The organism is Streptomyces virginiae (assembly GCF_000720455.1).
In the GTDB taxonomy this organism is placed as follows: Bacteria; Actinomycetota; Actinomycetes; order Streptomycetales; family Streptomycetaceae; genus Streptomyces; species Streptomyces virginiae.
On the sequence record NZ_JOAK01000006.1, the window covers coordinates 310,180 to 330,537 of the forward strand.

At 74.2% G+C, this 20,358-nt stretch carries 20 protein-coding genes, 1 tRNA gene, 1 pseudogene and 1 riboswitch; of the genes and pseudogenes, 8 read left to right on the forward strand and 14 right to left on the reverse strand.

Annotation, left to right across the window (positions count from 1 at the left end; genetic code table 11):
* Window positions 1-21: 21 nt before the first annotated feature.
* A riboswitch (cobalamin riboswitch) is annotated at window positions 22-160 on the reverse strand.
* Window positions 161-211: 51 nt separating this feature from the next.
* Window positions 212-777, reverse strand: a pseudogene (locus IG86_RS41160) (SDR family oxidoreductase).
* 55 nt (window positions 778-832) lie between these two features.
* Between IG86_RS41160 and IG86_RS0113460 the strand changes: the two are divergent.
* The gene (locus IG86_RS0113460; protein ID WP_063761518.1) at window positions 833-1,375 is read left to right on the forward strand and encodes a hypothetical protein; all 543 of its coding nucleotides are present in this window, start codon (window positions 833-835) and stop codon (window positions 1,373-1,375) included.
* Between the two features lie 19 nt (window positions 1,376-1,394).
* Here IG86_RS0113460 and IG86_RS38700 read toward each other — a convergent pair whose 3' ends face one another.
* From IG86_RS38700 to IG86_RS43565, 4 genes are all read right to left on the reverse strand, one after another.
* Window positions 1,395-1,871 carry a GNAT family N-acetyltransferase gene (locus IG86_RS38700; RefSeq protein WP_037942351.1) on the reverse strand — a complete coding sequence of 159 codons (477 nt, stop codon included), beginning with the start codon at window positions 1,869-1,871 and terminating at the stop codon, window positions 1,395-1,397.
* Window positions 1,872-1,997: 126 nt separating this feature from the next.
* A tRNA-Trp gene (locus IG86_RS0113470) sits at window positions 1,998-2,074 on the reverse strand.
* Between the two features lie 62 nt (window positions 2,075-2,136).
* Window positions 2,137-2,664 (reverse strand): hypothetical protein, encoded by a 528-nt coding sequence (locus tag IG86_RS0113475; protein ID WP_030820177.1) that lies wholly within the window; start codon window positions 2,662-2,664, stop codon window positions 2,137-2,139.
* Between the two features lie 9 nt (window positions 2,665-2,673).
* Entirely contained in the window at window positions 2,674-2,838 is a 165-nt protein-coding gene (locus IG86_RS43565) for a hypothetical protein (protein ID WP_234316218.1), read from the reverse strand.
* Window positions 2,839-2,997: 159 nt separating this feature from the next.
* Between IG86_RS43565 and IG86_RS0113485 the strand changes: the two genes are divergently transcribed.
* Both IG86_RS0113485 and IG86_RS0113490 read left to right on the forward strand, forming a co-directional pair.
* Window positions 2,998-4,329: a glycoside hydrolase family 18 protein gene (locus IG86_RS0113485; RefSeq protein ID WP_030896950.1), complete on the forward strand. Its 1,332-nt coding sequence runs from the start codon at window positions 2,998-3,000 to the stop codon at window positions 4,327-4,329.
* A gap of 65 nt (window positions 4,330-4,394) precedes the next feature.
* Window positions 4,395-5,738 (forward strand): serpin family protein, encoded by a 1,344-nt coding sequence (locus tag IG86_RS0113490; RefSeq protein WP_063761519.1) that lies wholly within the window; start codon window positions 4,395-4,397, stop codon window positions 5,736-5,738.
* Here the strand turns inward: IG86_RS0113490 and IG86_RS0113495 are convergent.
* Both IG86_RS0113495 and IG86_RS0113500 read right to left on the reverse strand, forming a co-directional pair.
* On the reverse strand, window positions 5,635-6,675 hold the full coding sequence (locus tag IG86_RS0113495) for a PfkB family carbohydrate kinase (RefSeq protein WP_199814479.1): 1,041 nt from the start codon (window positions 6,673-6,675) through the stop codon (window positions 5,635-5,637). The two genes, IG86_RS0113490 and IG86_RS0113495, sit on opposite strands and share 104 nt — an antisense overlap.
* Entirely contained in the window at window positions 6,672-7,343 is a 672-nt protein-coding gene (locus IG86_RS0113500) for a bifunctional 4-hydroxy-2-oxoglutarate aldolase/2-dehydro-3-deoxy-phosphogluconate aldolase (RefSeq protein WP_063761520.1), read from the reverse strand. The genes IG86_RS0113495 and IG86_RS0113500 overlap by 4 nt, the downstream gene beginning before the upstream one ends.
* Before the next feature lie 89 nt (window positions 7,344-7,432).
* On the opposite strand from IG86_RS0113500, the gene IG86_RS0113505 reads away from it, so the two are divergent.
* On the forward strand, window positions 7,433-8,221 hold the full coding sequence (locus IG86_RS0113505) for an IclR family transcriptional regulator (protein WP_051785147.1): 789 nt from the start codon (window positions 7,433-7,435) through the stop codon (window positions 8,219-8,221).
* A gap of 124 nt (window positions 8,222-8,345) precedes the next feature.
* Window positions 8,346-10,004: a sigma-70 family RNA polymerase sigma factor gene (locus IG86_RS0113510; protein ID WP_030896958.1), complete on the forward strand. Its 1,659-nt coding sequence runs from the start codon at window positions 8,346-8,348 to the stop codon at window positions 10,002-10,004.
* A 192-nt stretch (window positions 10,005-10,196) separates the two neighbouring features.
* Here the strand turns inward: IG86_RS0113510 and IG86_RS0113515 are convergent, their stop codons facing one another.
* The 5 genes from IG86_RS0113515 to IG86_RS0113535 form a co-directional block, all read right to left on the reverse strand.
* Window positions 10,197-10,994: a class I SAM-dependent methyltransferase gene (locus IG86_RS0113515; RefSeq protein ID WP_030896959.1), complete on the reverse strand. Its 798-nt coding sequence runs from the start codon at window positions 10,992-10,994 to the stop codon at window positions 10,197-10,199.
* Window positions 10,995-11,003: 9 nt separating this feature from the next.
* The gene (gene gad, locus IG86_RS0113520) at window positions 11,004-12,395 is read right to left on the reverse strand and encodes a glutamate decarboxylase (RefSeq protein WP_045937032.1); all 1,392 of its coding nucleotides are present in this window, start codon (window positions 12,393-12,395) and stop codon (window positions 11,004-11,006) included.
* A 95-nt stretch (window positions 12,396-12,490) separates the two neighbouring features.
* Window positions 12,491-13,849, reverse strand: a complete 1,359-nt coding sequence (locus IG86_RS0113525) for an MFS transporter (protein WP_045937033.1) — start codon at window positions 13,847-13,849, stop codon at window positions 12,491-12,493.
* A complete protein-coding gene (locus IG86_RS0113530; protein ID WP_030896960.1) occupies window positions 13,846-14,517 on the reverse strand; it encodes an ArsR/SmtB family transcription factor in 672 nt (223 codons plus the stop codon). The genes IG86_RS0113525 and IG86_RS0113530 overlap by 4 nt, the downstream gene beginning before the upstream one ends.
* Before the next feature lie 97 nt (window positions 14,518-14,614).
* Window positions 14,615-15,331: a TioE family transcriptional regulator gene (locus IG86_RS0113535; protein WP_030820201.1), complete on the reverse strand. Its 717-nt coding sequence runs from the start codon at window positions 15,329-15,331 to the stop codon at window positions 14,615-14,617.
* A gap of 58 nt (window positions 15,332-15,389) precedes the next feature.
* On the opposite strand from IG86_RS0113535, the gene IG86_RS0113540 reads away from it, so the two are divergent.
* The 3 genes from IG86_RS0113540 (at window position 15,390) to melC2 (ending at window position 18,071) form a co-directional block, all read left to right on the forward strand.
* Window positions 15,390-16,607 (forward strand): erythromycin esterase family protein, encoded by a 1,218-nt coding sequence (locus IG86_RS0113540; RefSeq protein ID WP_030820203.1) that lies wholly within the window; start codon window positions 15,390-15,392, stop codon window positions 16,605-16,607.
* A gap of 232 nt (window positions 16,608-16,839) precedes the next feature.
* Complete coding sequence (gene melC1, locus IG86_RS0113545; RefSeq protein ID WP_030820205.1) at window positions 16,840-17,229, forward strand: apotyrosinase chaperone MelC1; 390 nt, start codon at window positions 16,840-16,842, stop codon at window positions 17,227-17,229.
* On the forward strand, window positions 17,226-18,071 hold the full coding sequence (melC2, locus tag IG86_RS0113550; RefSeq protein ID WP_030896961.1) for a tyrosinase MelC2: 846 nt from the start codon (window positions 17,226-17,228) through the stop codon (window positions 18,069-18,071). Before melC1 ends, melC2 begins: the two co-directional genes overlap by 4 nt.
* Here melC2 and IG86_RS0113555 read toward each other — a convergent pair.
* Together IG86_RS0113555 and IG86_RS0113560 are read right to left on the reverse strand one after the other, a co-directional pair.
* Entirely contained in the window at window positions 18,029-18,730 is a 702-nt protein-coding gene (locus IG86_RS0113555; RefSeq protein ID WP_030820209.1) for a response regulator, read from the reverse strand. The genes melC2 and IG86_RS0113555 overlap by 43 nt on opposite strands.
* Complete coding sequence (locus IG86_RS0113560) at window positions 18,727-20,355, reverse strand: sensor histidine kinase (protein ID WP_030820211.1); 1,629 nt, start codon at window positions 20,353-20,355, stop codon at window positions 18,727-18,729. Before IG86_RS0113560 ends, IG86_RS0113555 begins: the two co-directional genes overlap by 4 nt.
* Window positions 20,356-20,358: the final 3 nt, after the last annotated feature.

Below are 20,358 nucleotides of genomic sequence, written 5' to 3' on the forward strand. Positions count from 1 at the left end.
CCGCGTCCCCTGGTCGACGTGAAGGAGCAGAGGCGGTGCGTCAGTGTCTGACTCCCGGCCTCCCCGCGCGGGGAGAGCCGGTCACAGTGGCGGGACCGCACCGGAATCGCACCGGTTTCCTGTCCTGCACCGCCTGGTTACGCGCCCCAGTCTGCCAGAACGCGCACGTGAGGTGGGGTGGGGGCCGCACACCTTCCGGCCCCTCCCGGGTTCAGCGGAACAGGTGGGCGTTCTCCTCGGCCCACTGCCGCAACGACCTGCCCGGGGCGCCGGTGACCCGTGACACCGTGTCGCGCACTGCCAGCAGCCCGTCGTTGAGGTCGCCGCCCGAGACATCGAGGACCGCGTCCGCGGCCTCCTCCCCGAAGACCGCGGCCATCCGGGCACGGGCCTGCTGCCGGCCGATCTCATCGACGGCGTCCACATCATGGCGTTCGAGGCGAACTGCGTCGGGCGCAGGATCGTCCAGGCCATGCCGCTGTCCTGGAGCAGCCGCTCGACCGTCAGGTTCTCGTCGGCGGCGCCCAAGTGCGGATGGGTCTGGACGGTGAGGGACGACACCAGCACCACGTGCTCCACGCCCCACCGCCGGGCTGCGGTGAGGACGTCCGCGTCCGGGCCCATCCGCGACACGAGGAACGTCGCGCGCACCCCGTCCGGTGCGGGCTTCAGCGACTCCGGCACGGCGAAGTCGCCCTCGACGGCCTCGACCCCCTCGGGCAACGTCGCCCGTGAGGCATCACGGGGCGAGTGCGCGCCGGCGCGGGTCGGTGGCAGACTGCTTCCTTGATCGCGGACACGGGTCCGCGGACGCGAAGGGGGATGCGTCGAAGTGCGCAGGGTGAGGTGGGCGGCCGCGGCCGCCGGTGCGGTGCTGTTGATCGCGGGGTGCGGCAGTGAGGTCGATTCGGCCCGGAGCCATGGCGGTGACGCACCGTCAGCCGGCGGCTCCGCCCCGGCGAAGGCGGTTTCGGACGGCAGCCTGGACATCGCGGTGGTGAGGAAGGAGATAGCGGACGCCGCCACGGCGGCCGGGTTCACCGAGAGGACCCCGGACAAGATCCCGCCGGCCCTCGCGTCCTGCACGGTCAGGTGGCAGTCGGACGGCGCGAAGGTCACCGACTCGAGGAAGTCCTACGACACCACGGTCGCCACGCTGGTCAACGGGGGCTGGAAGGAGAGCGGGAGCTACGAGGAACGGCAGTCGGTCACCAAGGCGTTCGACAAGAGCGGTTGGCGCCTCATCACCATCCACCAGCCCCAGGGCCGGGTGGACGGGACGGACCTGGACAGCTTCATCGCCGATGACACCGGGCCCGCGTGCGAGAAGCCCTTCCAGGAAGACCTGGCGGACAAGACGACGCCCAAGAAGTAGCTCCGCCGCGCTCCACCCCCTAGGGGGTGGTGATCAGGTCCATCCCGGGGTACTGGGCGGCGGTGAAGCCCGCGGTCCGGTATACGGGTTCGCCCGCGGAGCTGGCGTGCAGCTGGACGTAGTGGACGCCGAGCGCGTTCAGCCAGTCCACCAGTCCGGCGACGATCCGGCCGGCGTGCCCCTGCCCGCGGGCCGCCGTGTCCGTGACCATGCCGTCGATGTAGCCGCGCCGCCCGTCCGGCCACCGGGGGCCGGGCAGGTGGTACGTCACCCACGCCATGCCCGCGGCGCACAGGGGCTCGCCCGGTCCGCCGCCGACGACCAGGCAGGTGCAGTCGGCGCGGCCCCCCGAGACGCGTTCGGCGAACCAGCCGCGGGCGATGTCCCGCCAGGGCGCGTCGGCCGGTCCGGGATCGACGCCGAGCGCGTCGAGTGCCGTCGCCCGGAGCCGGATCAGCTCGGGTATGTCGGCGGTGGTCGCCGTACGGGGCTGCATGGTCCGTGTCCTCCTTGGGGGGATCCCCAACTCGCTGCATACAGCACGGACTTTAACCGGTCGCGGCCGCACGCCGTCGGGCCGGGTCCTGACAGGACCCGGCCCGACGGCGGTGATCTGAACGGTTGGCAGGGGCGGCAGGATTTGAACCTGCGGCCTACGGTTTTGGAGACCGTTGCTCTGACCAGCTGAGCTACACCCCTTCGGTGAGAGCAACGATGGCACGGTCACGCCGGGGGCGCCAGTGAATTGGGGGCCGTTCGGGTCAGCGGCAGAGGTCCATGACGGTGCCCTCGAAGTCGGGGAACTCCTCGGCCGCCAGCTCGATCACGGCGCCCGCCGAACGGCGCGAGTCCGGGGCGAACCGCTCGGCCACGGCCGTCAGGGCGTCGTCCGGGCGCGAGGTCCATTCGGCGCCGTACGGGGCGGCCGCCTCGTACGGGCCGCAGCCGTCGGCCAGCAGCCACAGGAAGTCGCCCAGATCGCGTGCCACGACGGCCGTCTCCCCCTCGGACCCGAGGAACACCACGGGCTGTTCGGCCGTCGGCAGGCCCGGCCGGACCAGCCAGAACGCCGCGTAGCCGCCCGTGCCGTCCTGGCCGAAGACGCGGAAGGCGTCCCCGTCCAGTTCGTTGTTCCCGGTCCACGCCCTGAACCAGTCGGTGGTGTCCTCGGCGGAGAGGAAGGCCCCGTAGGGCTCGAAGTCGATGCCGGCGCCGTCCGCGTAGTCGAGGGGAACCGCCATCGCGGCCGCGAGCGCGGCGGGGAACTGTCGATCGTCGGTGAGCGTCACTCGCACACACTACCGAGGCGGCGCCGCCGCACGTCGGGCCAGGGCCGGGAGGAAGCCGCCGCGGGCGGTGCCGGAGCGCAACAGGTGCGGCCGGTCGAGCGTGTCGGGCAGCGCGTCGAGGGACAGGACCACCGCCCCACCGGCGCGTTCGGCGCTCGCGCACCAGTCGGCCATGGAGGGTCTTCTCGGGATCGAGCAGCACCGGGCCGCCCTCACCGGCCGGCTCGGCCGAGTTTCGGCCACCCCCTTGACCACTCTGGTCCAGACCAATAGTTTCCGGCATGCACCGCCGCACGCGCTCACGCCCGCTCCTCGCATCCGCAAAGGAAGCCCATGCGCCGCAGCATGCTCGGCAGACTGGCCGTAGCCGCCTGTTCCCTCTCCCTGCTGACCGCCTTCGCCCCCGCCGGCGGTGACGACGCAGGCGCCCCGGGCGGATCCGGCCGCTCGTACAAGAAGGTCGGCTATTTCACGCAATGGGGCGTCTACGGGCGGGACTTCCAGGTCCAGGACCTCGAAGCGAACGGCTCCGCCGGCAAGCTCACCCACATCAACTACGCCTTCGGCAACGTCAGCGCGGAAGGCAGGTGCTTCACCGGCAACGTACCCGGCGAGGCCGACGCCTGGGCCGACTACGCCCGCCCGCTCGACGCCGCGAACTCCGTCGACGGGGTCGCCGACACCTGGGACCAGCCGCTCGCCGGCAACTTCAACCAGCTGCGCGAGCTCAAGGCCAAGCACCCCGGCCTCAAGGTGCTGATCTCGCTGGGCGGCTGGAGCTGGTCCACCCACTTCTCCGACGCCGCGCTCACCCCCGCCTCCCGCAGGGCCTTCGTCGCGTCCTGCATCGACCTCTACATCAAGGGCAACCTCCCCCAGGACGGCACCCGCGGCGGCGCCGGAGCCGCCGCCGGGGTGTTCGACGGGATCGACCTCGACTGGGAGTGGCCCGGCTCCGCCGGCGACACCGACACCACGTACCGCCCCGAGGACAAGCGCAACTTCACCGAGCTCGTCAAGGAGTTCCGCACGCAGCTCGACGCCTACGCGCGGAGCCAGAAGCGGGGCACGAAGTACGAGCTGACCGCCTTCGTCCCGACCGCACCCGCCAAGATCGACGCGGGCTTCGACGTCCGCCGCATCATGCGCGACCTGGACTTCGTCAACCTCCAGGGCTACGACTTCCACGTCTCCGGCGAACCGAGGACCGCGCAGCAGTCCGCGCTGTACGCCCACGGCGACTTCAGCGTCCAGGGCACCGTGGAGGCCTGGCAGCGGCGCGGCGCGCCCGCGCACAAGCTCGTGATGGGCATGCCGTTCTACGGGCAGGGCTGGACCGGCGTCAGCGGCGGCGGGAATGGCATGGGACAGCCCGCCACCGGGCCGGCGCCGGCCACCTGGGCCGCCGGGTACGAGGACTACAAGGCGCTGAAGAAGCTGGCCGACTCCGGCGCGTACCAGGTCCACCGCGACCGGCGCGGCGGCCACGCCTGGCTGTTCGACGGCACCACGCTGTGGACGTACGACGACCCGCAGGTGCTGCGCGCCAAGACCGGATACGTCCGCGAACACGGCCTGGGCGGTGCGATGTTCTGGTCGCTCGACGCGGACACGGCCGACGGCGAGCTGATCACGGCCGTCGACCGGGGCCTGCGCGGCCGCTGACCGGCGCCGCCGGGCCGTGGACGTCCGTCCGGCCCGGCGGCGTCCCTCCACGTACGCTCCCCCGCATGACGCAGAAGCAGACTCAGGCTCAGGCTCAGGCTCAGGCTCAGACGCAGACGCAGACGCAGACGCAGACGCAGACGCAGACGCATTCGACGGTACGGGCGGTCAACCACCTCACCGCGCGCTGGGCCGCGCGGGCCGCGTCCGGCGGCGGGGGCACGGTCCTCACCGCGGCCGGGGTCTGGCCGCTGCTCGCCCTGCTCGCGGACGGCTCCGCCGGACCGGCCCGCGACGAGCTGGCGCAGGCGCTGGGCATACCCGCCGAGGACGCGGCCGCGGCAGCGCGGGAGCTGCTGGCCGCGCTGGACGGCGTACGGGGACTCAGAGCGGCGACGGGCCTGTGGGCGGCGGCCGACCTGCCGCTGGAGGAGGGCTGGTCGGCGAAGCTGCCGCCCGGCAGCCGGGGCACGCTGACCGGGGACCTGGAGGGCGACGGAAAGGTCCTGGACGGGTGGGCGTCGGACCGGACCGGTGGCCTGATCGAACGCATGCCCGTCACCCTCCGGCCGGACACCCGCCTCGTCCTCGCCTCCGCGCTCGCGCTGACGCTGAAGTGGGCGGAACCCTTCCGGGAATTCCCGGGCCACGTGTCCGACGGCCCGTGGGCGGGCCGCAGCCTGCGGCAGCTGGTGCACACCACGTCCTCGCTGGCGCCGGTCCGGGTCGCCGAGGGCCCCGCGGGGCCCGTCACGATCCTTGCGGTCACCGGCGCCGAGGACATGGACATGGACGTGCACCTGCTCCTCGGCGGCCCGGCGGCGCCGGCCGCCGAGGTGCTGGCGACCGGCATCGCCGCCACGCGTGGAGCCCTCCCGTCCGTGGGTGGCGACGCCCTCCCGGACGGAAGCCCGGGGCCCGGGCTGGGGATCGCGACGGTGGACGCGTTCAGCCCGCAGCCCCGGCTGTGCGTGACCACGGTGGCCTTCTCCCTGTCCGCGGAGCACGATCTGCTGGAGGACGCGTCGCTGTTCGGACTCCTGACCGCGACGGACAGCGACTACGGGCACTTCCCGGGCATCAGCACCAGCCCGCTGGCGATCAGCTCCGCGCGGCAGTCGGCGATGGCCCGGTTCCACGCCGCGGGGTTCGAGGCGGCGGCCGTCACCGCCATCGCCGCCCGGCCCGGCGGCGCCGCACGGCAGCCGGGCCACCGGGCCCGGCGCGCCGAGGTCCGGTTCGACCGGCCGTTCGGGTTCCTGGCCGTCCACCGCGCCTCGGGGCTGGTCCTCGCCGCGGGCTGGGTCACCGATCCGGATCCGGCGGCGGAGCATCGGCGCGGCGCGGCCGGCCCGCTCGCCCCGCCGCCCCGCTCCGGTGCACGGCCGCCAGCGCCGCCGTCTCACTGAAGGGCGGGACCCGCCCGGTGCCGCCGCGGCCGGACACCGACAGGGAGGCGGCGGCGATGCCGTGGGCCACGGCCTCCTGGAGGCTGTCGCCGAGGACGAGGCGGGCGGTGGCGGTGCCCGTGAAGCAGTCGCCCGCGCCCGTCGCGTCGACGGGCGCGGGATTGACGGGCACCGGGTGGTAGTCCGCCCCGCTGCCGTCGTCGAGCAGGAGCCGGCCCGCGCCGGCGGTGACGGCGACCGTACGGGCGCCGAGCGCGCGCAGGCGGGCGGCGGCCCGCCGCGGGTCGGTGGTGCCGACGAGGGCCTGCGCGTCGGCCGGGCAGGAGGTCTTGAGCAGTCCGGTCAGCGGGGCGATCCGGGTGAGCAGTTCCCTGGCCTCGGACCGGCCGGTGAGCCGGGGGCGGAAGTTGGGGTCGTAGGTGAGGTGCCCGCCCGCGGCGTGGACGAGGCGTGCGGCGGCCAGTACGGCGGCCCGGCTGCTCGGTGACAGGGCACCCGTGATGCCGCTGGTGACGAGCGCCCCGCAGCGGGTCAGCAGGTCGCGCCAGGAGCCGACGTGCCCGGGGGCGAGGGTGGATCCGGCGCTGCGGGTGCGCCAGTAGACGAACTCGCGGTCGCCGTCGGGGTCGGCGGAGAGCAGGTAGGCACCGTTGGGGTGCGGGGCGCGGCGCACGTGCGAGACGTCCACGCCGAGTTCGGCGGCCCGGCGCAGCAACGGGACGCTGAGCTCGTCGTCGCCGACCACGGCGAGCAGGGCGGTGCGGGCTCCGGCGGCGGCCGCGGCGGCCGCCGCGTTGAGGGCGTCGCCGGAGTAGGAGATGCGGGCCGCGGTGCCGTCGGCGGCTTCGCGCAGGGCGGTGCCCGCGTGGATCTCGACCAGGACCTCGCCGAGTACGAGGACGTCGTAGTCCGCGGCGGCCCGCGCCGTCACGGTCACGGCCGCGGCTCCGGGGCCGCGGCCCGGTGACCGGCGGTGCTCCGCTCCTCGTGGGCGCGGGCCGGAAGGGCCGCTCCGGTGAACACGGCGGCGAGTTCGGCCGGGTCGGCGGGCAGGCCGTCGCCGATGCCGACGGCGGTCGCGCCGGCGGCGAGCCACTCGGGGACCTCGCCGGGCCGGATGCCGCCGGTCGGGATGAGCACCGCGTCCGGCAGGACGGCCCGGACGGAACGGAGGAACCGCGGACCGCCCACGTGGGCCGGAAAGACCTTGGCCGCCCCGGCCGCCCGGACGGCGGACGCGATCTCGGCGGGGGTGAACCCCCCTTCGATGAAGACGGCTTCGCGCCGCCGGGCGACCTCGCGGACCTCGGGCGCCGGGTACGGGGAGACCAGGAAGGCGGCGCCGGCGTCCAGGGCGGTCTCGGCCTGCACGGTGGTGGTCACCGTACCCACGCCGATCAGGGCGGGACGTCGGTGCGCGTCGGCGAGCGCGGCCGTACGGGTGACGGCCGCGGACCAGCCGGGGGTGGAGGTGGTCAGCTCGACGGCGCGGCAGCCCGCGGCGAGCAGGGCGGTGGTGGCGCGTACCGCGTCGTCGGCGTCGGCGTTGCGCAGCACCGGAAGGAGGCGCTGGGCTGCCAGCACCGCGTACGGGTGGCTGGACATGGTTCCCTCCCCGTTTGTTCCACGTAGTGGAACTGCGTATCGTCTGGCGGAACGATGTGGTCCAGACCTTACACACAACGGGAGTTGTCGTGCCGTCGAATGCCGAGGAAGCCTCCGGGAGCGCGCGTACGGGCCGCTCGTCGGCAGCCGGTTCGGCGGCGGAGAAGTCCCTGCGCGTCCTGGAGGCGGTGGCGGCGCCGGGCGGCCCGCACCGGCTGACCGATGTGGCGGCGGTTGCCGCGGTACCCAAGTCGAGCGCCTTCCGCATCCTGGCCTCGCTGATCGACCAGGGGTTCGTACGCCAGGCACCCGGGAGCCGCTATGTCGTGGGGCCCCGGCTGCGCGCACTGTCCGCCCTGGTCGACGGTGGGGAGCCGGCCGGTATCGGGCGCGTCCTCGGCGAACTCCGGCGGACCACCGGCCAGACGGTCCACCTCGCCCTGCACAGCGGCGAGACGATCACCTACATCCGCAAACTGGAGGGCGACCAGCCCTTCCGGACGGCCTCCCGGGTCGGGATGCGCATGCCGCTGCACACGACGGCGATCGGCAAGGGCGTGCTGGCCCACCTGCCCGCCGGGGAGGTGGGCGACCTCGTGGCCGCCGCCGGGCTGCCGGGCCGGACACCGAACTCCCTCACGACCCCGCAGGCGCTGTACGCGCAGTTGGCGGCGGTCCGCTCCCTCGGCTACGCGATCGACGACGAGGAGAACGAGCCCACCATCCGCTGCATCGGGGCGGCGGTCCTCGGCCCGTCGGGCCGCCCGGTCGGCGGAGTGAGCGTCACCACCGTGACCTTCCTCGTCTCCCGCGAGGAAATCGAGTCGTACGCGCCCGCCCTGCGCGCCGCCGCGGAGGCGCTGGCGCCCCTGCTGTGACCCCGGTGGGTGCCCGGAAATGGCCTCCGGGAAAATTCTTCCGATTAACTGTTATCGAGGCCCCCGTCGGCGGTCTCCCATGTATCGGGCATCATCGACCGCCGGTACGGACAGGGACATTCACATGACTACTCAGCACACCGCAGCGCTGGTGGCAGCGGCTCGCGCGGGCGATCCCCGCGCACAGGACGAGCTCGTCGGCGCCCACCTCCCGCTCGTCTACAACATCGTGGGGCGGGCCCTGGGCGGCTCCTGCGACGTGGACGACGTGGTGCAGGACACGATGCTGCGGGCCCTGGACGGGCTGGGCGGGCTGCGTGCGGACGAGTCCTTCCGGTCCTGGCTGGTGGCCATCGCGATGAACCGGGTGCGGGCGCACTGGCAGGCCCGGCAGAGCGGCTTCGGCGAGAGCACCCTGGAGTCGGCCTGGGACGTGGCCGACCCGGGCGCGGACTTCGTCGACCTGACCGTCGTACGCCTCAACCTTGCGGGCCAGCGGCGTGAGACGGCCCGGGCGACGCGCTGGCTGGATCCCGAGGACCGCGCGCTGCTGTCGCTGTGGTGGCTGGAGTGCGCAGGGGAGCTGACCCGGGCGGAGGTGGCCTCGGCGCTGGAGCTGTCCCCGCAGCACACGGCGGTGCGCGTGCAGCGAATGAAGGCGCAGCTGGAGGCGGCGCGGGTGGTGGAGCGCGCCCTCGACGCCCAGCCGGCGTGCGAGGAGCTGAGGACGGTGCTGTCGGGCTGGGACGGGCAGCCCTCTGCGCTGTGGCGCAAGCGAATAGCCCGTCACGCGCGTGAATGCGTACGCTGCTCCGGCCTGTGGAGCGGACTGGTTCCGGCGGAGGGGTTGCTGGCCGGCCTGGCCCTCGTCCCGGTCTCGGCGGCCCTGCTGGCCGGGATGCGCAGCGCCGGCGCGGCCGGCTTCGACCCCGTGACGGCGGCCTACGCGGACGGCGCGGACGCGAGCGGCGGGGTGAGCGGCCAGAGCGGCGCCGACGGCGCCTTCACCGACACGGCGACCCAGCTCACCGCGGTGGAGAGCACGGGCACCGGCGGCCGCGGCGCGCTGCGCAAGCGCCGGCAGAGCCGCCGGCGGGTGGTCGGCGGCGCGGTGGTCGCCGCCTGCGTCGCGGGCGGCGGGCTGGCCTACCTCGGCGGGCTCCCCGGTTCCGGGAGCCCGACGGACGAGGGCGGCGCGTCCGCCGCGCCGCTGGCCGCGCTCTCGGCCACGGAGTCCGCCGGGGTCCCTTCGCAGTCGGCCTCCCCGTCACCGTCCGCGTCGGCCTCCCCGTCCGCCTCCGCCTCGGCCTCGGCGAGCCCGTCGGCGAGCCCGAGCCCGACGCAGAGCCGCAGCAGCTCGCCGAGCCCGCGCGCCTCGGCGCCCAAGCCGGCGCCCGCGCCGCCCGGCATCGCCGGCCAGGTGGTCGCGCTGGTCAACACCGAGCGGGCGGCGGCCGGCTGCGGTCCCCTCAAGGAGGACCCGCAGCTGCGGGCCGCGGCGCAGGGGCACTCCGACGACATGGCCGCGCGGAACTTCTTCGACCACACCAACCCCGACGGCGAGGACCCCGGCCGGCGCACGACGGCGTCCGGCTACCGCTGGTCGACGTACGGCGAGAACATCGCCAAGGGCCAGCAGACGGCGCAGTCGGTCATGGACTCCTGGATGAAGAGCCCGGGCCACCGGGCGAACATCCTCAACTGCTCCTTCAAGGACATCGGCGTGGGCGTCCACCAGGGCGCGGGCGGCCCCTGGTGGACGCAGAACTTCGGCGCCAAGTAGGAGGCGTTCCGGCCACCGCCCGTCCTTCCCGCAGGGCCGCAGCGGTGTCGGAGGTGACTCCGGTGTCCTGCGCGTCCGGGAGGAGACGGTGCAGGACACCGGCGGCGCCCTCCGTCCGAGGCGCCGCCGCCGGCCGTCGCCCTGCCGAGACGACGCGTCGGACGCGACGGGTCTGCCCGGGGGTGTGGGTGTTCACGGGCGCACGCCCCGGACCGTCCAGGCGCGGGCGGTGAGGGAGACCGAGCCGTCCGGGCCGGTGGGGAGGGTCGCGGCGAGCCGGGTGCGCAGCCGGTCCCGGGCGGCGGGGGTGAGGGTCGCGACGTAGCCGGGAGCCGGCCCCTGGCCGGAGAGGAAGGGCTCCCACAGGTCCTCGAAACCGCCGAAGACGGTGGGCACCTCGACGGGGGCGACCGTCACCTCGTCCAGCCCCGCCGCGGTCCAGAGCGCGTGCAGCGGACCGGGGCGGCACAGCGCGAACCGCCGGCCCTCGTCCAGTGCTGCGGCCGCCGGATCGACGGCGGCCGCGGCGGCCCAGAAGTGGCGCAGGAGGGCCATGCCGCCGGCGTAGTCCCACACGTACGCCGCGACCAGCCCGCCCGGCCGGACCGCCCGGGCGGCCTCGGCCACCGCGGTCCCGGGTGGTTCGAGGAAGTTGAGGGCCAGCCCGCTGACGACGGTGTCGAACGAGGCGTCGCGGACCGGCAGCGCCGACGCGTCGGCGACGGCGAACCGGGCCTGCGCGGGCGCGGCGTCCCGGGCCGCGCGCAGGAATCCGGGGGACCGGTCCAGCCCCAGCACGGCGCGCGGCCGGCACCGGGCGGCGACCACGGCGGTCAGCGCCCCGGTTCCGCAGCCGACGTCGAGCCAGCGCAGCCCGGCGGGGACGCCGAGCCGGTCCACGAACACCTCGGCGACCCGGCGGCTCCACCGGCCCATGTAGCGCTCGTAGGCGCCGCCTTCCGCCCAGACGTCGGACGGCCCGTGTCCCATCCGGGGCGGCTAGTGGTGGAAGCCGGACCGGGGCTCGGTGGCCGGTACGGGCGGGGGTGTGGCCGTCAGGTGTTCCACGGCCCGGCGCATGTCCTCGACGAGCAGGGCGATCTGGTCGCGGGTCACTCCGTGGCGGACCAGGACGCGCTGGATGACGGTGTCGTCGCGGTTGGCGGGCAGCGGGTACGAGGGCACCTGCCAGCCCCGCATGCGCAGCCGGTCGGAGAGGTCGTAGAGGGTGAAGGGGGAGGCGGCCGGGTCGGTGAGGGTGTAGGAGACGGCGGGCAGGGCGCCCTTGCCGTCGTAGAGGAGGGTGAAGGGGCCCATGTCGGCGATCTGCCCGGCCAGGTACTGGGCGGTGTCGGCGCAGGCCTGCTGGACGCGGCGGTAGCCGCCCCGGCCCAGGCGCAGGAAGAGGTAGTACTGGGCGACGATCTCACCGCCGGGGCGGGAGAAGTTGAGGGCGAAGGTCGGCATGTCGCCGCCGAGGTAGTCCACCTTGAAGACGAGGTCCGCGGGGAGCAGGTCGGCGGAGCGCCAGATGATCCAGCCCACTCCTAGGGGCGCGAGCCCGTACTTGTGGCCGGAGGTGTTGACGGAGGCGACGCGCGGCAGCCGGAAGTCCCACACCACGTCGGGGTGGAGGAAGGGCGCGACGAAGCCGCCGCTCGCGCCGTCGACGTGGATGGGGACGTCCCAGCCGTGCTCGGCCTGGATCCGGTCGAGCGCGGCGGCCAGCTCGGCGACGGGCTCGTAGTCGCAGGTGTAGGTGACGCCGAGGATGGCGACGACGCCGATGGTGTTCTCGTCGACGTACTCGGCGAGCTGATGGGGCTGCAGACCGGTGGCGCCGGGCTCCAGCGGGACCTGGCGCAGCTCGACGTCGAAGTAGCGGGCGAACTTGTCCCAGCAGATCTGGACCGGGCCGCAGACGAGGTTCGGGCGGTCCGTGGGCAGCCCCTCGGCCCGGCGGCGTTCGCGCCAGCGCCATTTGAGGGCGAGCCCGCCGAGCATGGCGGCCTCGCTGGAGCCGGTGGTGGAACATCCGGTCGCGGTGGTGCCGGCGGGGGCGTTCCACAGGTCGGCCAGGATGTTGACGCACCGGGACTCGATCTCGGCGGTCTGCGGGTACTCGTCCTTGTCGATCATGTTCTTGTCGAGACAGACGTTCATCAGGCGGTGCACGCCCTCGTCCGACCAGGTGGTGCAGAAGGTCGCGAGGTTCTGGGCGGCGTTGCCGTCGAGCAGGAGCTCGTTGCGGAGCAGTTCGTAGACGACCTCGGTGGGCGAGTGGTCCTCCGGAATGCGGTACTTGGGGAGGATCTGGCCGCTCAGCGTGGACGCGAACACGTCCGTATCGGCGTCCTGGCGGGTTACGTCCTTCGTCTCATGCAGAGCCATGCCTGGACTATATGTGACGAACCGCATCATTCATCGACAGAACGGACATCGACGCGATGCGGGCTCGCGGCGCGGGCGGACGGGCGCGCGCCGGGTCAGGGGCCGTCGTGCGGGGGGCCGTCGCCGGTCACCGCGCCGACCGGCGGCGCGGTGCTGCCGGCGGCGGACGGAGCGGCTGCGTACCGGCCGCGGCCGACCCACAGGAGGGCCGCGGCCAGCATCGCGACGCCGCCCAGCAGCCAGGGCAGCGGCCCTCGCGGCAGGAGGCCCGCGACCGAACCGGTGAGGGCCGCCGACAGCTGCAGGGCGAGGGACTGGACCGACAGGGCGGTGGCCCGACCCGACCCTTCGACACGCCGGTGCAGCAGCTCGTTCTCGCTCGGCCCCGCCGCACCGCGGCCGAGGTAGACCAGCCCGAAACCGGCGGCCCCGAGGACCGCCGGAGCCATGCCGGTGGACGCCGCCGTGGCGGCCAGCAGGAACAGGCCGCCCGCACTGGCGGCGAGGCCCACCACGACCGCCCGCTGCCCGCCGCCCGCGAGCCTGGCGGTGAGGGGCGCGAGGTGGCTGCCGATGGCGGAGCAGGCGAATCCGGCGCAGGCGAGCGCGGCGAAGAGCACCGCACCCGACTCCGGAGCACCCGTCAGGGCGGCGGTACGGCCCGGGGTGAGCAGTTCGACCACGGCCAGCGCGCTGCCGGCGCCCGCCGCGCTGAGAAGGACCCGGCGGACCAGCGCGTCGCGTCCGCCGAGGCGCAGCCCGCCCGCCACCGTGGCCGGTACGCCCCGCAGTACGTCGCGCAGCGTGGCCGCCGGCCGGGGCGGCTCGCGCAGGGCGGTCAGGACGTACAGGACGAAGACGACCTCGACCGCCGCACCCAGCAGCAGCGGCCAGGAGAGCGGCAGGGCCAGCCCGTAGGTCGCCGCGCTCAGCCGGGCGCCGAGGTCCGGCCCGAGTCCGAGCAGCCAGGGAAGGGCGCCGCCGAGCAGGGTGCCGCCCGCGAGCGCGGCCGACGTCGCGGCGGCGCCGCGGGCCAGACCGGTGCGCAGTTCGGCGCCGGGGCCGGAGCGGGCGTGGACGGTGTCGACGTACCAGGCCTCGGCCGGCCCGCTGGACAGGGCGCGGCCCGCGCCGATCAGGGCCATGCCGAGTGCGAGCTGCCAGGCGGCCGTGCCCAGGGCCACGAGGACCAGTGCGGCCAGGTTCGACACACCGGCGGCCGCCAGGACGACGCGGCGCCCGACGACGTCGGACAGTCCCCCGGTGGGCAGTTCGAGTGCGGCGGCGGTGAGGGAGTGCGCGGCCAGGCAGCCGGCGATGGCCGCCAGGGACAGGCCGCGCTCGGTGAGCAGCAGGATCAGGGGGGCGATGGTCAGCCCCAGGGGCAGCCAGTACAGGACGCAGACGGTGACGTAGCGCCGGCGCGCGGCGGGCAGGTCCGCCGCCCGGCTCACGTCCCGCCCCCGGCGTCCCCGGCCCCGGGGTCCCCGGCGTCCCCGCCCCCGGGGTCCCCGGCGGCGCCGGGGCCGGCCCCCGGTTCGCGCGGAGCCAGCGGCAGGCCTGCGGTGAGCAGGACGACCTGCACCGCGCGCGGATCGCCCGCGTCCCGCGCGGTCAGTTCCTCCAGTCGCCGGTCGAACGCCTCCCGGAGTTCGGCGAGGGACTCGGGGGTCAGCCGGGGCATCAGGTCGCTGATCCCGGAGGGCTCCACCCATTCCCGTCCCAGCCGGCCGTCGGCGATGTCGGCCTCGTGCCGGGCGAGGGACACCGCCAGGTGCTGGATCTGCGCCCTGCGGGAGAGGTTGACGTACGCGCGGCTGCCGGGGGTGGCCTCCATGGCCTCGTTGCTCCAGGAGGTCAGGGCGTGCACGGCCCGCCAGCGGCGCTCCCGGCCGTCACGGTGCTCGGCCTCGGCGACGAACGCGTACTTCGCCAGGACGCGCAGGTGGTAGCTGGTGGATGCGGACGACTCCGCCGTCCTGACCGCGAGTTCACTGGCGGTGGCGGGGCCGTCCTGCCGGAGCATCCCGAGCAGCCGGATGCGCAGGGGGTGCGTGAGGGCCTTGAGCGCCGCCGCGTCCCGTTCGGGATCGAGTACGCGTTTTTGATCTTCGCTGGGCATGAAGAGGAGGGTAGAGCGGCCCGCACGGTTCCCAAAAGTCTTTTTGCAGAACTTCTTTTGGAAAGTGCCCGCCCGGTGCCGGCGGCCCGCCGGGCCGTCAGTCGTGGGCGCGGAGGTACGCCTCCAGCTCGGCGGCGCCCGCCAGCAGGGCACGGCCGCGGGACGCCAGGCGCTCGCGCCAGGTGAGCAGTGCCGCCTCCAGGGGTTCCAGGCCGCCGGCCGAGCGGACCTGGGTGAGCAGTGGGGCGATCTGTTCCAGCAGGTAGCCACCGCGCCTGAGTTGGCGGGCCAGGCGGGCGTCCCGTACGGCGGCCCCGTCGTAGACGCGGTAGCCGGTCAGCGGGTCGCGGCGCGGGCGGACGAGCCCGGCCCTCTCCCATGCGCGCAGGGTCGCCGGCTTGATCCCCAGCTCTTGCGCGAGCGGCCCGATGAACGACTCGCCGGACGCCGGCACCTCCGTGACGGGCGCCAGGTCGCGCAGGGCGTTCTCCACGGCGCGGAGGGTTCGCCGGTCGTCGAGCAGCTGGGCGTGGCTCTCGTCGATGAGGCGGAACGCCTCCTCGACGGCGCCCTCGTTCACGGCCCGCATGATCGACGTCGCCGTCCGGTGGCCGTGGCCCGGCACGAGGGCGAGGAAGGCGTCCAGGGCCCGCGCGTGCAGCGGGGTGTAGGTGCGGTAGCCGTGGAGCGTGCGGCCTGCGGCCGGAAGGATTCCGGCCTCCTCGTAGTTCCTGACGGCCTGCGTGGACAGACCGTGCCCCCGCGCCAGGTCGACCGGCCTCAGCTGTATCCCGCTTTGAAGGTTTTGCGCCACAGGCGCGACGATATCGCGGAAAAGTCTCAACCGGAGCTTCAACGATAGCGTTGAAGGCATGGCTACTGACATCAAGGACACCGTCCACGCCGTCGACGCCGCCGCCGTCATGGGGCTCCTCGCGACCCGGCCGCGGGTGCTCGCGCTGGGCGAGCCCACCCACGGCGAGGACGCACTGCTCGACGTGCGCAACGAGCTCTTCCGGCAGCTCGTCGAGGAGGAGGGCTACCGGACGATCGCGATCGAGAGCGACTGCATGGCGGGGCTGGCCGTCGACGCGTACGTCACCTCCGGCACCGGCAGCCTCGACGAGGTCATGGAACGCGGGTTCAGCCACGGCTTCGGGGGGTCCGCGGCCAACCGTGAACTCGTAGCCTGGATGCGGGCGTACAACGACGGCCGGCCCGCGCCCGAGCGGCTCCGCTTCGCCGGCGTCGACGGCCCGCTGGAGATGACCGGCGCCGCGAGCCCCCGGCAGGCCCTCACCGCGCTCCACGACTACCTCGCACCCCACGTCGACGCGGACCTGCTCCCCTGCACCGCGCACACGCTCGACCGCCTGCTCGGGGCCGACGAGCGGTGGACCGAACCGGCCGCGATGAGCGACCCGGCCCGGTCGGCGGGCCGCTGCGCCGAGGCCGGTGAACTGCGGCTGCTCGCCGACGACCTCGTGGCGCTGCTCGACGCGCAGACCCCGCACCTGATCACGCAGACCTCGCGGGAGACGTGGGAGCGGGCCCGGCTGTACGGGCGCACGGCGACCGGCCTGCTGCGCTACCACTACTGGATGGCCGACACCTCCCCCGGGCGCATGGCGCGGCTGGTCGGCCAGCGGGACCTGATGATGGCCGACAACCTCCTCGCCCTCGCCGAGCGCGGCCCCACCCTGGTCCACGCCCACAACAGCCACCTCCAGCGGGACAGGAGCTCCATGCGGATGGGTGACCGGCCGCTGCAGTGGTGGAGCGCCGGTTCGATCGCGAGCGCGCACCTGGGCGAGCGTTACGCCTTCTTCGCGACGGCCCTCGGCACGATCCGGCACCGGGGAGTGGACACCCCTCGGCCGGGCACCCTGGAGGGGCTGCTGTACGCACTCCCGGACGACGTCTGCGTGGTCGACTCCCCCGGCCTCGGCGCAGCCCTCGCCGGCACGCTCGCCGCGCCCCGCGCGTCCGCCTGGTTCGGCTACTTCCCGTTCGACCCGGCCCACTTGGCGGCGACCGACGGGCTCGTGTTCGTCAAAGACATCCCGCAGGGCCGGGCCGCGTCCACCTGACGGCCCCGTTGACGCTCTGCTTCCGGCCGACTCTGCAGTGTGACACCGTTCATACGACCCCTGTCGGTCAGAAGAAATTACCGTCCAGTAGACTCAGCACCGCAGATCTTCCCGTTCGGACCTCAGGAGCCGGTCCGGACGGGAAGATCATCCAACTTGTTCTACCGGCAACTTATCCGCCGATGTCCGGATACCGGCCAGCCCCTTCCCGAGCGCTGATACCTCTTCGGGCATGAACAAGATCACCCGCCGTCAGGCCCTGGGGACAACCGCCGGTGCACTCACCGTCCTCGGCCTGACCGCTGCAGCAACGAGCGTCGCCACGAGCGCCGCCGCGACCCCCGCCGCGCCCACACCCCCGGGCACGGTCGACGAGGTCTACCAGGGCCGCCGCATCCAGATCACCACGGGCGGCGGAGGCCACCACGGGGGCCACCACGCCCCCGACCAACCCACCGTCCGAATAGACGGCAGAGAACTCCACATCATGCGCAACGCCGACGGCAGCTGGATCAGCGTCATCAACCACTACGAGACGTTCACCGAGCCCAAGCTGCTCGCCCGCGCCGCCGTCCGCGACCTCCAGGGCGCGCCCCTCGTCCCCTTCGGAGGCATGGCATGACCGTCCGCAAGAACCAGGCCACGCTGACCCCCGACGAGAAGCGCGCCTTCACCTCGGCCCTGCTGGAGCTCAAGCGCAACGGCAGCTACGACCGCTTCGTCACCACCCACAACGGCTTCATCATGGGCGACACCGACTCGGGCGACCGCGTCGGCCACCGCTCCCCCTCCTTCCTGCCGTGGCACCGCCGCTTCCTGCTGGAGTTCGAGGAGGCGCTGCAGAAAGTGGACGCGAGCGTCGCGCTCCCGTACTGGGACTGGACCGTCGACCGCACCACCCGCTCCTCCCTCTGGGCCCCCGACTTCCTCGGTGGCACCGGGCGGGCCCGTGACGGGCAGGTCATCGACGGACCCTTCGCCTACGCGACGGGCCGGTGGAACGTAGACGTGCGCGTGGACGGCCGCCCCTACCTGCGGCGCGCGCTCGGCGCGGGCGTCGCCCAGCTGCCGACCCGGGCCGAGGTCGACTCCGTCCTCGCCATGCCGGTCTACGACATGGCCCCCTGGAACAGCTCCTCCAACGGCTTCCGCAACCACCTGGAGGGTTGGCGCGGCGCCAACCTGCACAACCGGGTGCACGTGTGGGTCGGCGGGCAGATGTCCACCGGGGTCTCCCCCAACGACCCGGTGTTCTGGATGCACCACGCCTTCATCGACAAGCTGTGGGCCGACTGGCAGGCCAAGCACCCGCAGTCCACGTACCTGCCGGCCGCGGGCACGACGAACGTGGTCGACCTGAACGACACCATGCGGCCGTGGAACAACGTGACCCCGGCGGACATGCTCGACCACCGCAAGTTCTACACCTTCGACACCGAACCGGCCGCCGCCAGCCAGCGGTAGTGCAGTTCGGGGCGGCCGACCTGGCCGTACCGGGGCGTCCGGTCCGCACGGCCGGTGTCCACCAGGTGCTCCAGGTAGCGGCGGGCGGTGATCCGGGAGATCCCGGCCGCCTCGGCCGCCCCCGCCGCGGTCAGCCCCTCGGGGGCGGCTCGCAGCAGGGCGGCGACCCGGTCCAGGGTCGGCGCGCTCAGCCCTTTGGGGAGTTCGGCCGGGCGGGGCGCGCGCAGGGCGGCCATCGCCCGGTCGACGTCGTCCTGGCCGGCCGCCTCGCCCGCCGCCTGGCGGAACTCGGCGTAGCGCAGAAGCCGTTCGCGCAGCGTCGGGAACGCGAAGGGCTTCAGGACGTACTGGACGACGCCCAGCGAGACGCTCTCGCGGACCACGGCCAGGTCCCGGGCCGAGGTCACCACGATCACGTCCACCGGATGCCCGGCGGCCCGCAGTCCGCGCGCGAAGCGCAGGCCGTTCCCGTCGGGCAGACCGAGGTCCAGCAGCAGCAGGTCGACCCGGGTGCGCTCCAGCACCCGGGTGGCCTCGGCGAGCGAGTGGACGGCTCCGACGGCGGTGAAGCCGGGCACCCGGTCGACGTAGAGCGCGTGCGCGTCGGCGGCGACCTGGTCGTCCTCGACGACCAGCACGCGTACCTCGCCGCCGCTCACCGCGCGCCTCCCGCGGCCGCGTCCCGGTCCGCCGCCCGCTCGGGGGCCGTGGGCAGCCGTACGGTGAACTCCGCGCCGCCGCCCGGGCCCTGAGAGGCGAGCACCGCGCCGCCGTAGCGCTGTGCGACCTGACGGACGAGTGCGAGGCCCAGGCCGCGGCCCTCCCCCTTGCCGGACCAGCCCCGGCGGAACACGTCCACCCCCTCGGGCAGCCCGGGCCCGTTGTCCGCGACGCGCAGCAGCAGCTCCTCGCGCTCGGGCCGCAGGGTGACCGCGATACGGGCCCCCGGTACCGCCGTCACCGCGTCGACGGCGTTGTCGATGAGGTTGCCGAGCACCGTGACGAGGTCCCGGGCCGGCGGTAGTCCGCCCAGGTCGGCGAGGCTGCGGCTGTCGGCGGTGACGACGAGTTCGACGCCCCGCTCGTGCGCCTGGGCCGCCTTGCCCAGCAGCAGCGCGACCAGTACCGGCTCACCGACGGCGGTGACCACCTCGTCGGTGAGGGCCTGGGCCAGTTCCAGCTCGGCGGTGGCGAAGTCCACCGCCTCCTGCGCACGGCCGAGTTCGATCAGGGAGACCACGGTGTGCAGCCGGTTGGCCGCTTCGTGGGCCTGGGAGCGCAGCGCCTGCGTGAAGCCCCGCTCGTGGTCGAGTTCGCCGGTCAGCGCCTGCAGTTCGGTGTGGTCGCGCAGGGTGACCACGGTGCCGCGGCGGCCACCGCCGGCGACGGGCGAACTGTTGACCACCAGTACCCGGTCCGCCGTGAGGTGCACCTCGTCCACCCGGGGCCGGTCGGCGAGCAGCACGCCGGTGAGGGGAGCGGGCAGCCCGAGATCGGCGGCCCCGGTGCCGGTGACGTCCCCCGGCAGTCCCAGCAGTTCGCGTCCGGCGTCGTTGATCAGGGTGATCCGGCGCTGCCCGTCGAGCATCAGCAGCCCCTCGCGCACCCCGTGCAGGGCCGCCTGGTGGTAGTCGTACATCCGGCTGAGCTCGGCCGCGTTCATGCCATGAGTGTGGCGGCGCAGCCGCGCGTTGACGACGTACGTGCCCGCGCCGCCCAGGGCGAGCGCGCCTCCCGCGACCCAGACGAGGGCGGAGAGCTGCGCCCCGAGCCGGTCGCTGATGGCGCGGACGGTGATCCCCGCGCTGACCAGGCCGACGATCCGGCCCTCGTCCTCCAGCGGGGTGACCACGCGGATCGAGGGGCCGAGCGTGCCGGTGTAGGTCTCGCTGAAGGTCTCGCCGCGCAGGGCCGGGGCGGTGTTGCCCATGAAGGGCTCGCCGATCCGGCGGGGGTCGGGGTGGGTCCAGCGCCTGCCGTCCGGGGCCATGATCGTCACGAAGTCGACGCCCGAGTCCACGCGGACCTTCTGCGCGTAGGGCTGCAGCTCGGCCGAGGGGTCGCTCCCGCGCGCCGCTCCCCGTACCGCCTCCCGCACGGAGGGTGAGTCCGCGACCGCGCGGGCCACGGCCCCGGCCTGGCGCCTGGCGGCCTCCTCGGCCTGGCCCCGGGCGGTGGCGTAGGCGAAGACGGCGCAGCCCGCGACGACCACGGCGACGAGCAGTACCTGCATGGCGAAGAGCTGGCCGGCGAGGCTGCGCGGCGGACGAGGCAAGCGGAACATGGC